Below are 13,133 nucleotides of genomic sequence, written 5' to 3'. Positions count from 1 at the left end.
GGGCGGGGGACTTATAACGCTTACGACCTCGATAACGTCGTGGAATCGCATTGCGGACGCTAACGTTTTGGCTCGCGCGGTCTTGCAGGATGACCCGCTACAGGGGCAAGTGGCTGCGGCTCTGCTTGAACGCGCTTCGCTCATAGCAATCTCGTTGCCAAGCGTATGTGAGTTTGTGTGGGTGCTTTGGCGCAGTGCCAACTTTCAAAAGAAGATGTGGCACAGTCGATCCGCGACCTGCTAGATGCCGGAAACGTTTCGGTGAACCAACCTGCAGTTAGGGCCGGATTGTCAGTAGTCGAAGCTGGCCGCGACTTCGCAGACGGCGTCATTGCACATGACCGGAGCGTGGTTGGGCGGAGAGACCTTTGTGCTAAGTTCGTCTTCCTCAGGGATGTCCCGCAAAGCCAATAAGGGCAGGCGAAAAAATGGAGGCTCGCCCGGCGCCTTACAGCGTCCCGCCACGACATGGGCTAGCATGATCGTCTCGTTTCACGGCCGGTCTTCTCCTCAATACCTCATGACCTGAACAGTTTCAGCCGATCACCTCCTGCACAAGAGTAAGCGTTCTCAACCTGTCTAGGAAGTGAACTGCGCGCTTCTCGTCGAGCAAGGACGGGACAAGGGTCTGCCAAACTTCGACAGCGTGTTTGACTTGCCTGCTAATCTCAGCTTCGATCCAATCTTCTTCAAGGCCTAAGAACTTTGCCGCGCGACGGAAGCGGCGAACCGTCACGGTGTTAAAGTTGCTGGTGTTGACGAACTGCAGCGCCATCTGGTCGTCGGGGATGTAGAGCACGGTCGGGACGATGTCGTAGGCTGGCGACAGGCGGATCTCGCCTGGGCTTGGAAACAGAAAGGACCAATTCTTGAGATGGTTATCGCCGTTGCCGATCAATATGTCGGCAACAATGCGACGAAACCCTTCTAGGACATCGGCCCTCCAATCGGTGCTGAACCGTCGGATCATGTTAAGCACCGTCTCTCCAGTGCCCATCGTATATTTGCGCTCGCCAAGCGCGCCAAGGATCTGGGCCATGTCTTCCATGTGGGTACGCAGACCGTCAGCGCCGCGGTCGAAACGATCGACAACAAGCGCTTGGGGGCCAGCCTTTAGGAATTCAGGTCGAATATCCCTTACGTGTTCGACGGACAGCAGCCGGAAATCGGCAGTCGTTACGCCGATTGAGCGGGCAAGCGTCATTCCGGCAAACTCGAGTTCCGGTAAATTGGAAAAACGTTCTGTCGGGACCTTCAGGATACACCGTGCGTCGCCCGCCCGTGCCGGCACGGTCAAGCGATCTCCGTCCATCCGGCCGGCAAATTTCAGTTGAACCCCGGCAAGGGAAAATTTCACAGTGCCCTGAGGACGGGGGGTGTCAAAACCAGCGACTTGTTCAAGCCTTAGCGGGCCAGCCGATGTTGGTGTCTCAGTTTCGGGCGTGATTAACACCGCGCCAGGTAAATCCGCACCGAGCCGCGTCAGGAGATCGAACTGGTCATGATCGCCAGCGCCCATTTCGTGTAATACAAGATCGTGCAAGGCGCCTTCAGGCAATAGGCCGGCGAACCAGGGTGGCAAAGTGCCCAATATGCCAATTTTGTCGCCGCGATAGGCAAGCCGTTCCATTGTGCCTTGCTCGCTGGCTGGCTCTAACCAAGAGAGGCTGAGGATCGGACGGCCCGTATCGCGGAGATAGGCTTCCTCGACAATAAATGCCGTTTCACCAGCTGCACTGCGGGTGAGCGTGCCAACTCGGACAGCTTTCCCTTGATGAAGCAGATGGACGCCGAGAATTGCCGGGGTCTTGGCCATCAGTCATCATCCTCGTCACTGAGTGACACGAACACCTCGCTGAATACCGATTTCGGAGGTGTAGAAACAGGTGGCAAGGTTGAATTGGTTCCCAGCAGCGTTTCAACCTCATGCAGATGCTGACGCGGGACGATTACAGGCACCAAATCGAGCGCGTCGCAAATCTGGACAAGTAGAGTTAAACGGTCTTTGCCCAAACGTCCGCTCGTCAAGTCCCGTTCGAACTCCGTTAGACGCGCGGGGCTGCGCCCGATACGTGCGGCTAGTTCGGTCCGACGCAGGCCCCTCGCTTGGCGCGCGGTGGCTATCTGATCAGCCAATCGCTCAAATATCCGATAACGCATTACGGTATTCCGTTCTTTTAAGGAACCACACGGAATTTCGTAACAGACCAGGGAAAAGAACTCAATCGGAATTCCGTAAATTTCTTCAAAATTTACGTTATTCCGGTCTGTACTGATGCGTCCAGTCATAATCGACGTCGATAAAGACGGGCCAAGCACTTTTAAAATTTTCGCAAACAACCGGGAATGACCACTGTGACCGCTCCGTGAAAACAAACAGATAGAACTCCGAAAACGGAACAACAGGCTTCCGCCTTCGCGGGGACACGAGAAGCAACGAACGATTGTCAACGGCGGAGTAAAAACCGGCTAAGGGGCGGAGCAAAAGTCGGCCACTCTTGCGCTGGCCTGAGACCGCCAGGAGGGCGTAGCCCGAGCGAGGGTCTCAGGCCGCGCGGCGATTTTTTGAAGGGAGTTTTAGCTTGCCTTTTTGGCGCGTCTCTCGGCGAGACGGTAGCTGTCACCGTTCATCTCGAGAATGTTGACGTGGTGGGTGATGCGATCGAGCAGTGCGCCGGTGAGGCGCTCTGATCCCAGAGTTTCCGTCCTTTCGTCGAAGGGCAGATTGCTGGTGATCAGTGTCGCGCCTCGTTCGTATCGTTGCGAGATCAGCTCGAACAGCAACTCCGCACCGGTCTTGGAGAGCGGTACGAAGCCCAGCTCGCCGATGATCAGTAGCTTGTAAGATGCCATCTGCTTCTGGAACCGGAGCAGACGCCGCTCGTCACGTGCTTCCATCATGTCGCTGACCAGGGCGGCGGCCGTCGTGAAGCCGATGGACAGACCCTTCTGGCAAGCGGCCAGGCCGAGCCCGAGCGCGACATGCGTCTTGCCCGTGCCGCCGGGGCCGAGAGCGATGACGTTCTCGAGGCGCTCGATCCATTCGCATCGGGCCAGTTCCAGCACCTGCATCTTGTTGAGCTTGGGGATGGCGGTGAAGTCGAAGCTATCCAGGCTTTTGACGACCGAGAATTTGGCCTCCTTGATCCGCCGTTTGACCACGCGGCGATCGCGCTCGATCATCTTCCGCTCGGCAAGCGGAAGAGGTAGCCGACGTGATCTACGCCCTCGGTGGCACATAATCGAGCCAGCTTCTGATGCTCGCGCTGGAAGGTCGGCAGCTGAGGGTCTTGAGATAATGGGACAGAAGGATCTCCGGTGCTTCGGTGCTCATGCCGCTTCTCCTGCATCAGACGACAGAAGACGCATATACGCCTTTGCAGAGGTCTTCTCGACCGTCGCTCTCGGCAAATATGGATAGATCGACTGGTCCAGCCGCGGCGGCTGGCTTTCGACGCGGCACAGGATCAGATGCTTCACCGCATCGAAGCCGATCGCGCCGAGCTGAATGGCCTGCTTAACCGCCGCCTGCAGGTCGGCGAGTTCGAAGCTTTCCAGCAGTCGAAGAACCTGCACATATTCCCGCCGGCCATGTTTTGCCATGCGGCCTTCCATCAGGCGGCGCAGCGTTGTGAACTCCTCCGGCAGGTCCCAGCCCTCGAGAGGAGCTGCCTGATCTAGGGAATTGATCTTCTGCTCGATCAGCGAGCAGGTAATGGACAGGATCGAAGACGACGTCTTCCGCTCCCAGCATCGGGAATGGCGGGCGATGATCTCGCCACGGCAGCCGATCACCACCTGATCGACATAGCCCCGGACCCAGACATCCTGATGGCTGTAGGCGACCGGTACGGAATAGTCATTGGTCTTGTAGCGCACCAAGGACTGGGCCGTCACCGTTGTACTCGCCTGGTCGCAGGCATCGAAGGGTGACGCTGGCAGGGGGCGCATGGCTGCAAAATCCCGCAGCAAGCGTTCACCGATCGTCTCGCTCTCACCCCGCAGCCTGTCGCCCTGGCGTTTGCGGCATTGCTCTTCCAGAAAGGCGTTGAACGCATCCCATGTCGGAAAGTGCGAGATTGGCACTATGAAGTCACGCCGGGCATAGCCGACGAGACCCTCGACATTCCCTTTATCGTTGCCCTTTCCCGGCCGCCCATAGCGATCCCGGATCAGGTAGTGAGACAGGAAGCCGCTGAGACGCTGCGTCATCCCTTCGGAAACGGCCAGGCGAACTCTCAATTAAAGTTCCACGGGGTAGATCCCCTGTCCCTCCTGCGATCGTTGCAGAAAGGAAATAGGTGGCCGGATTTTACTCCGCCCGCGGCTGGACTATTCCGCCGCCGATCTCATAAGCTCACGGCAGAGTATATATCAGAGCTGCTGTGAACGTGCAGATCGGCCCATTCCTTCATACTCAGCTTGAAGTAAGTAAATCTTCCATCACATTGAGTGTGTGTGATGAGGAGCTATTCGATGTCTTCGATTGCGTTATCAATGAAAGGGCAGGTCACTCTCAAGCGAGACTTGCTGACCCATCTTGGCGTCAAACCGGGAGAACGTATTGAGTTTGACAAACTTCCGGGTGGCGAGCTTCGCGTGAGGGCGGCCCGCGCGAGTGGGAAAATCGGAAACTTCATCGGCAGACACGCCGGTAAGTCCGAACGGCTTCTCTCCATCGACGAAATGAACGAGATCGGCGCTGCGGGCTGGAGCGGCGAACCGTGAAAGTCATTGCAGACACTAACGTTCTGGCTCGCGCGGTCTTGCAGGATGACCCGCAACAGGGGCAAGCGGCCGCGGCTATGCTTGAACGTGCTTCGCTCATCGCAATCTCGTTGCCAACCTTATGCGAATTCGTGTGGGTGCTCCGGCGCGGTGCCAAGCTCTCAAAAGAAGATGTCGCACTGTCGATCCGCGACCTGCTGGATGCCGGAACCGTTTCGATGAACCGAACTGCAGTGGAAGCCGGACTGGCAGTGCTCGAAGCTGGTGGCGACTTCGCAGACGGCGTCATCGCACATGATGGAGCATGGTTGGGAGGAGAGACCTTTGTATCGTTCGACCGGAAGGCGGTTGAACTCGTCAGCCTGTTGGGCCAGCCGGCTACGCTGATCACGCAGTCTGATGCTGCATGATTTTTGAAGAAATTCAGGCGACTGCAAAGCTGCACACGATAGCGGCGGAGTAGTCGTTAACGCCCGTCAAAACTCCAACCGAAGAAGAGAAGTCCTAAATGCGAGGCGTTTGGTCCTCTCGCTTTCTGTGGATAACGGTAACAACTCCCGTTCGCACCGATCTCAATAGGAATGTGGTTGCGGAAACCGTCGATGTTTTGTTCGATGGCCTGGCGCCTTTCTAGACCTCGTGGCGTCAGAACAGGGCGCTCTGATCGAGAGGTTGGGGTGCCCTTTCCAACATCAGATTGATCGACACTGGGTTCAGCGAGGCACCTACGCTCAGTCGCCGCGCTTAACGAAGCCGGAGTCACGCTTGATGTCGCTATCTATGTGAACATGTATCGAGAACGCAGATCTGCGGCAGCGTGCTCTCGCAGAGATGGCGAACCCGTTTCAAAGAACTAAGCAGTTGTCGATGATGGCGGGGATGCAAGCTCGAGCGACGATGCTACCGCTAGCGCAAAGAGCGATGGCAATACTGAATTTGATGGCGATAGTGTGCGAAATCCTGCGCAGATCGATGGAAAGAGCCCAGATCGGCTTGATTGGGTCGCCAGCTGGCTCCATGCATTTGAGCCATCATTGGGCAGGTTGATCGAATGAGCCGGCGTAAAGCGCCTCGATCTGCTCGACCTCCGTATCGTTGAGTGCAGCGAATTCCCTTGTGCGGGCCCTCTGCGACAAGCGACCCCCATTCTGGTCAAGAAATTTGTGCAGCAACTCGGCTTGGGCCATAGGCATGTCGACGACCTGCTGAACACCGGCCGCGAAAAGATCGAAGGCTTGGAGGAAACGGACTTCCTCGGGCAAATCATGTTCCACGGTCTGTTCTACGCAGCCGTAAAGGAAGGCGGCATGCTCTGTCGCGTCGAAATACCGGTAGAACGAAGAGGTGTCGTTCAGCACTTCGACGTTGCCAGCAGCAGTGGGTCGCCATTCGATGTAAGGCAACAAAGGCGCAGACCGGGATTCAAGCACAGCCCTATACTGGTCTATGTTTCGCAGGATTGCCGCGCTGACGGGAAACACGAGACCAGGCGGGCTATAGGATGCTGTCGCGAGAGCATGATGAATCAGCCAGCGATGAAGGCGGCCGTTGCCATCGACATACGGGTGGATGTAGACGAAGCCAAACGCCAGGCAAGCTGCAGCCACGACAGGATCCATCGCTCCTCGTGTCGCGCGATCGGAATAGGCGATGAGACCGCTAATCAAGCTTCCGAGGTCCTCATGTCGGGCGCTGATGTGATCGGGAATGGGCATGCTCGTGTCACGGTCATGAACCCCGATGAAACCGCCCTCATCTCGGAGCCCGAGACGCACGAAACGAGCATCGCCGATGACGATCCGCTGAAGACGATCGAGCTCCTCGACACTGAGCGCTCTCACGCCCGCCTGCGAAATGGCCTGCCCCCAACGCGCCGCTCTTTGCCCTGACGGCTTCTCACCTTCAATAGCAAATGAGGACTTTGAATCGTTGAGCAGGATGAATGCTGCGGCGCGCGCTATCAGATCGGGGCGGATCCGGCCCATCGCCTCGCGCGCCCTCGCGCCAAGTGCCTTCTGCGAGAACGCGACAAGAGACTCTGTTTTTCGAACGAGCGGACAGAAATTTGCAGTGCCGGGAAGGTTGTTCAAGACCTTGTGCCGAGGCGAGGGATCGCCCTCCGCGAGACCATACTGCTGATCCGCGTTGAGAACCGGGACCATGCGCACTTTGCCGGGATCTGGAACATCGAGCTGGTTGCCCGTCAGCCATTCGTACAGAAACCAGATCCGTCGTGCGAAGGCGCCGGTTGGAGTCATCCGGATAATCGCCTCGATCGCCTCAGGGTGAACTGCTCGAAAAAGTGCAGCTAATACCTGCAGGTCGATGCCTTCATATTTGAAGGCAAAGACCAGATGAGAGACAAGGGACGGCTCTGGACGATGGCGAGGCGTGAGCATGAGCCACGCTTCGGTCGATCTCGGGTGGTGCCGCTCCGAGATCGCGGCCATCCGCGACGGCGGGGGTATGACTAGGTCAAATGCTGCAATGATCGCGGCATATCCTGCCGGCTCGCCTCGCTCAGGTAGGGTTCTTCCGTGAAAGTCAATCACGCCCTGCGCAGGCCATTCACCCATAGGTCATCTCGCGAAATTGGGTCACCGGATCTAGCCCCCGTTGCGAGAAACCGTCACCATTAGCGAAAACCTATCACCTTTCGTCAAAATTGTGAAATACATTCACGTAGGGTTCAATCCGGGCTGCGACGCTGTCGGCCAGTTAGAAACGCGACACTGGCACCGATGATCAGCTCCCGATCCGACCGGCTGGTCCGGGTTGCAAGGGCGGAGCGGGGGCGGGTGATGATGCTCCTCTTCGGCTTTAGCTTTCTCAGTAGCAATTGTTCCGTCTCCGGCTGATACTCGCTTCTATCTGAATTGAGCGGGTAGGGATCAAAGCTGCACGATGCTTCCGGAAATCAAACTGCAGGGTGACGTCAATGTCGCCGCGCTGTCACCACTCGTTCGCGGCATGCTTCTGAGGAGAACACCCTGCCCACTCGTGCGCTAGGTTAGGCTAGATCCCCCCAGCGACTGCCCGCTTCAGGCAAATCTGGTATCACTTCAGGCTCGGAAGTCGCTTTTCGATACCCGACCCCAGGGGCGCTAAGGTCATAGACCTCCAACGGAACGCCGGAAATGTCTATGGCCAAAATCCCTACGAGTTCTGGGGGCGCATTGCGCAGGTAGTTCTCTGCGTGATCAAGAGCAATAATAAGCTCGTCGCGGATCATTGCGGCAGTCCAATCAGAAGGTAGGCCGCGAACCGTCGTGTAGTCCTCATTCGTGACGGACAACGCTTTACGACGAATCTCATCAACGATACGCAGTGGCGAGAAGTAGGGAGGCTTACCTGCTGCGGCCATAATTACTGGCCCCAACGGGCACATGTGGTTTTCGATCATCAGCAGATCGACATAGTCCCGAGCCTTCGTCCGCGTAGACGCGGCAATCACCTTGTTCACTGCAAGATCGGACGGGTGTAGGCGCGATCCCCACTCATCATCCCTGACCAGTGGGAAGAAGCGTGTCCGGGTCTCGCTCATCCATTGAACAAGGGTGCGTTCTCCGTCGCGAATTACACTTGCCTCAACGCAACCGTAAACGTTGACTTCAATCGATACTTTGAAACCGTCAGCCTCTAATTTCGCGATATCAGTATCCGCCGAGACACCAATTTCCTCGTCGGTATCATGAAAGATGTCAATGTCATCGGACATCCGTGGCCAATCCATGTTCAAAACCAAGCCGCCAGCAACGTAACTGGTGTCAGACCTGTTTCCGGCGATGGAGGCCATGATTTCTTTCTGGATCAGCGTTAGTGCCATCAGCGCCCGTCTCCTAGCTGAACGACCATTCTTCGTCCCATCGCATAAGCCCTCGCATCGCCGCGCTCCATAAGGGCATTGGCGACAACTCGCACCTTCTGCGGTAAATCATTCAGCTTTTCGATGTCGATGTTATCGAAAACTCTTAGCCCATACCTCTCGGTCGCAATCCTGATAAATTCCGCAAGACGAATCTTTTCATCCCGATGCGCAGAGCGCAATTCAGCCGCTGCACTCACGATCTCATCTCTACGTGCTTTGGGAACGAGAACCTCCACCCTCACGAGATCAGACGCTCCTCCAGTCTCCCGGTACTTCTTGATGCGTTCTTTTGCAGACATGGTTACAACTCCTACATGCGGACAATATAGGCGTATCCCGGATACTCATCAAGTATCTATGTTTGTGGTGAAAAGCGCAAATTATCAGTCCGAGTTCACCAGCCTGAACCTATCACAACAAAACCCATCGACTCCTAGGTGCCGCGCCGGCATGGTCTGTGACGTTCTGAATCATACGAATACACGCTGATCCGAGAGTTTACCGCCATAGAGACAGGTGGCAGTTGCTGCCTAATTCTGTGATAATCCATGTCGTAGAAATTCCCTTTCAATTTGTTGACGGTGTTGCTGCGAATCGCATTGGCCAATAGCTTCGCCATGTCCAACTGCCCTTGGAATCGGCGCTTGCTTGGCAGACGATAACGGTTCGTGGGATAGCAATAGCCTAGGGCCGCCAAGCAGAGTTATAGCCATATTTCGACCATACCGGCCGGACCATCCCGGTAATAGGCCTGCAGCAGCCGATGGACCTGGCTTCGACTGAGGTCGAGCCGTTCGGCGGCCTGGACGACGCTCAGGCGTTCGTCACGGATCTTCTGGATAAGTTCAAGGCGATGCAACTCTTTCTGCGACATAGTGATCAAACAGGACATGACGACTCCGACCGCTCATGGTCTCGACCAGGCTGAGGATCGTCATCCCTTCTCCCAACGTTGGCTTTGACCAGCGCGTCGAGAGGCGAGACTGTCGCATCTCTAACTGGCCCAACTGTCGCATTACTAAATAGCCCTGTGAATTCATGCTGAGCTGCGACTTGCGGGCGGTTCAAGTTATCCGGCGTGCCTGATCTGCGCGAGCAGTTTTTTACGGAAGACCTCGGCTGGCGTTTGAAAGCCAAGGCACTTTCGCGGCGTGCTGTTGAGCCGATTGCAGATGTCGATCAGATCTGCGTCGGTTACCGACAAGGGATCGACCTCTCTCGAAAGCCATTTCCGTACTCGGCCGTTGGTGTTTTCGACGGTTCCTTTTTGCCATGGCGATTGCGGGTCGCAGAACCAGGTCTGGGTGCCGATGCTCGCTTGGAGGTAAGGCCAGTCGGTAAACTCCGTGCCACGGTCAAAGGTGATGGAACGACGGGCGAGGTGGGGCAGGGCCTGCAGCGCCTGCACAAGGCCGTTCATGACCGGTCGAGACTGCCGATCATTGTTGCGCAGAAAGATCGCAAAGCGGCTGACCCGTTCAACGAGTGACGTTACGTTGGCCTTTCCAAACTTCTTTCGGAACTGAATGAGATCGCATTCCCAATGCCCAAACTGCTTGCGATCGGCCACGACATTCGGGCGGCGTAGGATGTTGAGTTCCGGACTAAACCGTTGGCCATGCTTGCGTCTTGCATGGCGCGGTCGCCGCCGAGCCCGATGCTCCGGCAGGTGTCGCCACAGCTTGATCGCTTGGCCGTCAGACGAGTATGCGAACTTGTAGATCGTTTCGTGGCTGACCGAGATCGGATGCCGCTCCAGGCGCATCCGGCCGGCAATCTGTTGCGGCGACCAGCCGTGCATGATCCTGTCAATGACGGACTGCCGGACATGCGAGAAGCGTACCAGCTTCCGCAGTTTTGCACGCCGTTCGCAAGCCATGTCATGCGCCGTCACACAGTAGTAGCCGTTGAGATCCGGTACGACCTTGTCGACGAACATGTTGCGCTTGATCTCCCGAAAGATTGTCGAACGATGTCGGCCAAGCTTCTCAGCTAAAATCCCAATGCCAAGCCCAGCCATCCGCCAGCGGGCGATCTTGCGTCGTTCATCCAAGTCGAGATGGGAGTAGGTACGGTTCATTGCATATTCCTTGCGAGTGACAACCCATTGGCATCATTCGCAAGTCGCACTTCATCCTTGAACCCACCCCCCTTATACCGTCAAATGTGGCGGGAGAGTTGGAATGTCCGGCGGTTTGCAAGGTAGAAATGTCCGCGTGGTCATCACACGGCACAACGGTCAGCCCCGATCTGAGCGGCTGATCCCGGTTGCAAGATCAGATCGGGGCGGGTGGTAAATACACCTCTTCGGCTTTAGCTTTGACACGCCTCACTCCGCAGCCTGCTGTCGCGACAGTGCTTTCTGGCGCCGTGCGATCACTGCCGGATCGTTCATGAAATCCTTCCGCCGGCCAGGTCCGCGAGCCCGTTTGACGTAGCCATTCTTGTCACTGCTGCTCTTCACCTTCGGCTTGTCCTGCTGCTCCTGGCGCTCCTTGATATAGGCCAGAACATCACCCAACCGCTTGTTCTCGGTGATCGCGGCATGCGTCACCCGCTGGTCCTTGTCGAACACCGTGTAGGGCAGGGAGTAGCCTTTCCACCGCACATCCAGACGACCGTCGGCATAGGCATAGGTCTCGACATAGCGCCCCACCAGCCCACGCGTCACATCGGTCTCCTCCAGCATGATCCGCTGGCGCTCGAACGAAAACGTCAGCTGCGATCCAACATAGCGCTGCTCGCGTTTGCACAGGATCTCCGTCAACCGATCTGGCGCCAGATTCAGCGGCCGATGCAGATCATCAGACCGGGCAGGGGTAACCGCAAAACGCGCATTGTAGTCCTCCATGAAGTCCGGCAAAAACGCGTTGCCGGCCTCCATGCTGTCGATGCCGCAAAGCCTGAGCTCCTTGACCAGGCGGTCCTGCAGCGTCCGGTTCATGCGTTCGACACGACCCTTGGCCTGGCTCGAATTTGCGCATAGAATCTCGATGTTTAACTCGCAAAGTGCACGCCCGAACTGGGTCATGCCCTGGCCACCTTTGGCATCCTTCTTCGCCACCCGGAACACCGAATGCTTGTCCGAATAAAAGGCAATCGGCGCGCCGTGACGGTGGAGATAGAGTTCCAGCGCCTCGAAGTAGGTGAAGGCACTTTCCGAGCGCACGAAACGCAGCTGCATCAGCCTGCCGGTCGCATCGTCGACAAACACCAGCAGCGAGCAAGGCGGCCCGCGATCCTCGAACCAGCGATGCTCCGATCCGTCGATCTGCACCAACTCGCCATAAGCCTCGCGTCGAAGCCGCGGCTGGTGAAACGTCCGGCGCTGCTTGCGCGACAGCCACAGTCCGGCCTCGGACATCCAACCGCGCACCGTCTCGCGTGACACCCGCAAGCCATCGCGCTCAGCCAACTTCTCCGTCGCCAACGTCGGGCCGAAATCCGCATAACGTTCGCGAATCAGCGTCACCGCATAATCGCGAACCCCGTCGCTGATCCGATTGTTCGATGGTCGGCCGATCGCCTTGTGTCGGATCGACGCCGCGCCGCCAGTTCGCATCCGCTCTAAAAGCCGACGCACCTGGCGCTCACTCACGGCAAGAACGTGTGCCGCTGACACCGTAGTCATCCGGCCAGCGGCCACCTTCGATAAAATCTCAATCCGCTGCAGATCGCGCTCGCTCATCGCTATCAATCCCATCTGCAATCTCCCACGCATCCTTCAGATCCGGGGAGTGTGACATTCCAACTTTGCAGAAACAGGACATTCTAACTTTGTGGCTACATCAAAAGATCGCATAATCTATCTTATGGAACTTTATGTACGGCTCAAGGACGCGCTACAATTATAGGATATAAGCCCTAGCTCAAAAACGGCACCTGTCGACCTCTTCGAACCGAACCAGCGCTTCTTTCTTGCAGGCGGCTCCCAAAAACTCCTGAAGACATCAGGAGACCGACATGACGATCCCGCACCCTTACAGATACCCCGCCGCTGTCGATTTGCGCTGAGAGTCGGCTCTGACGCACTTTTGCTGATGTGCAGCCCCTACGACGCGCCTATCAACCGCGCCTGCAGCAGATCGAGTTTTGCTCTTCCGTACATCTGGCGCTTGATGAGCATCAAGCGTGTGATCTGACCTTCTGTTTGGCCGTTCGACCAAGGTGAGATAATTGCATTTCTGACGGCATCGAGGTCCTTTCCAATGCCCGCGGCAAACGATCCGACCAAGCTGCTCCTGGCAGCTTCCAGCCATTCGTCCAGCTTACGCGCAGTCTTCGAGCGGATCATGGACTGGAAGTCCCCGATGACCGTGCGGGCAACCACAAGGTCCGGGACGTTCACTTCGATCGCCGCGACGAGGATCGCTTCGGACTTTGCAAGGTCATCGCGCGCGGTGGTCATGAGCCGAGCGATGACACGTGCCGATGGCGTTCTGGCGAGCCCGCTCTGATTAGCCTTTTCCGCAAGACGACGGCGTTGAGCCCATTTCGATACGACGCCACTCTGTCCCGTAAAGCCCTTCGTCTTCAG

10 protein-coding genes and 4 pseudogenes are annotated in these 13,133 nt (G+C 56.9%); 3 read left to right on the top strand and 11 right to left on the bottom strand.

All coding sequences use genetic code 11. From position 1 onward, the window contains the following. Nucleotides 1-49 precede the first annotated feature (49 nt). A pseudogene (locus ACEN84_RS01670) lies at nucleotides 50-373 on the top strand (type II toxin-antitoxin system VapC family toxin); the annotation flags it as partial. Nucleotides 374-535: 162 nt separating this feature from the next. Here ACEN84_RS01670 and ACEN84_RS01665 read toward each other — a convergent pair. From ACEN84_RS01665 to ACEN84_RS01650, 4 genes and pseudogenes are all read right to left on the bottom strand, one after another. After that, nucleotides 536-1,816, bottom strand: a complete 1,281-nt coding sequence (locus ACEN84_RS01665) for a type II toxin-antitoxin system HipA family toxin (protein WP_413708946.1) — start codon at nucleotides 1,814-1,816, stop codon at nucleotides 536-538. Continuing rightward, nucleotides 1,816-2,289, bottom strand: coding sequence for a helix-turn-helix domain-containing protein (locus tag ACEN84_RS01660; RefSeq protein ID WP_413708945.1), 474 nt, complete (start codon nucleotides 2,287-2,289; stop codon nucleotides 1,816-1,818). Before ACEN84_RS01660 ends, ACEN84_RS01665 begins: the two co-directional genes overlap by 1 nt. Nucleotides 2,290-2,577: 288 nt before the next feature. After that, nucleotides 2,578-3,334, bottom strand: a pseudogene (gene istB, locus ACEN84_RS01655) (IS21-like element helper ATPase IstB). Further along, a pseudogene (locus ACEN84_RS01650) lies at nucleotides 3,331-4,197 on the bottom strand (Mu transposase domain-containing protein); the annotation flags it as partial. The pseudogenes istB and ACEN84_RS01650, both read right to left, overlap by 4 nt. A gap of 279 nt (nucleotides 4,198-4,476) precedes the next feature. Here ACEN84_RS01650 and ACEN84_RS01645 point away from each other — a divergent pair. Next, the gene (locus ACEN84_RS01645) at nucleotides 4,477-4,728 is read left to right on the top strand and encodes an AbrB/MazE/SpoVT family DNA-binding domain-containing protein (protein ID WP_413708944.1); all 252 of its coding nucleotides are present in this window, start codon (nucleotides 4,477-4,479) and stop codon (nucleotides 4,726-4,728) included. Next, complete coding sequence (locus ACEN84_RS01640; protein ID WP_413708943.1) at nucleotides 4,725-5,138, top strand: type II toxin-antitoxin system VapC family toxin; 414 nt, start codon at nucleotides 4,725-4,727, stop codon at nucleotides 5,136-5,138. The genes ACEN84_RS01645 and ACEN84_RS01640 overlap by 4 nt, the downstream gene beginning before the upstream one ends. Before the next feature lie 621 nt (nucleotides 5,139-5,759). On the opposite strand, the gene ACEN84_RS01635 is transcribed toward ACEN84_RS01640, so the two are convergent. The 7 genes and pseudogenes from ACEN84_RS01635 to ACEN84_RS01605 form a co-directional block, all read right to left on the bottom strand. Continuing rightward, nucleotides 5,760-7,304: a Fic family protein gene (locus tag ACEN84_RS01635; protein WP_413708942.1), complete on the bottom strand. Its 1,545-nt coding sequence runs from the start codon at nucleotides 7,302-7,304 to the stop codon at nucleotides 5,760-5,762. Between the two features lie 434 nt (nucleotides 7,305-7,738). Next, complete coding sequence (locus ACEN84_RS01630) at nucleotides 7,739-8,554, bottom strand: nucleotidyl transferase AbiEii/AbiGii toxin family protein (protein WP_112712689.1); 816 nt, start codon at nucleotides 8,552-8,554, stop codon at nucleotides 7,739-7,741. Beyond that, nucleotides 8,554-8,895 carry a hypothetical protein gene (locus ACEN84_RS01625; protein WP_413708941.1) on the bottom strand — a complete coding sequence of 114 codons (342 nt, stop codon included), beginning with the start codon at nucleotides 8,893-8,895 and terminating at the stop codon, nucleotides 8,554-8,556. The genes ACEN84_RS01630 and ACEN84_RS01625 overlap by 1 nt, the downstream gene beginning before the upstream one ends. 419 nt (nucleotides 8,896-9,314) lie before the next feature. Beyond that, nucleotides 9,315-9,488, bottom strand: a pseudogene (locus tag ACEN84_RS01620) (helix-turn-helix domain-containing protein); the annotation flags it as partial. 177 nt (nucleotides 9,489-9,665) lie between these two features. Further along, entirely contained in the window at nucleotides 9,666-10,676 is a 1,011-nt protein-coding gene (locus tag ACEN84_RS01615; protein ID WP_413708940.1) for an IS30 family transposase, read from the bottom strand. Between the two features lie 249 nt (nucleotides 10,677-10,925). After that, nucleotides 10,926-12,299 (bottom strand): ISNCY family transposase, encoded by a 1,374-nt coding sequence (locus ACEN84_RS01610; RefSeq protein WP_112720537.1) that lies wholly within the window; start codon nucleotides 12,297-12,299, stop codon nucleotides 10,926-10,928. Nucleotides 12,300-12,647: 348 nt separating this feature from the next. Continuing rightward, on the bottom strand, nucleotides 12,648-13,133 hold the full coding sequence (locus ACEN84_RS01605) for a transposase (RefSeq protein ID WP_203431624.1): 486 nt from the start codon (nucleotides 13,131-13,133) through the stop codon (nucleotides 12,648-12,650).

The sequence above is a fragment of the Rhizobium sp. Rhizsp82 genome, assembly GCF_047325115.1.
In the GTDB taxonomy this organism is placed as follows: domain Bacteria; phylum Pseudomonadota; class Alphaproteobacteria; order Rhizobiales; family Rhizobiaceae; genus Rhizobium.
The sequence above is the reverse complement of the archived record's forward strand: the minus strand, read 5'-3'. Positions and strand labels throughout refer to the sequence as shown.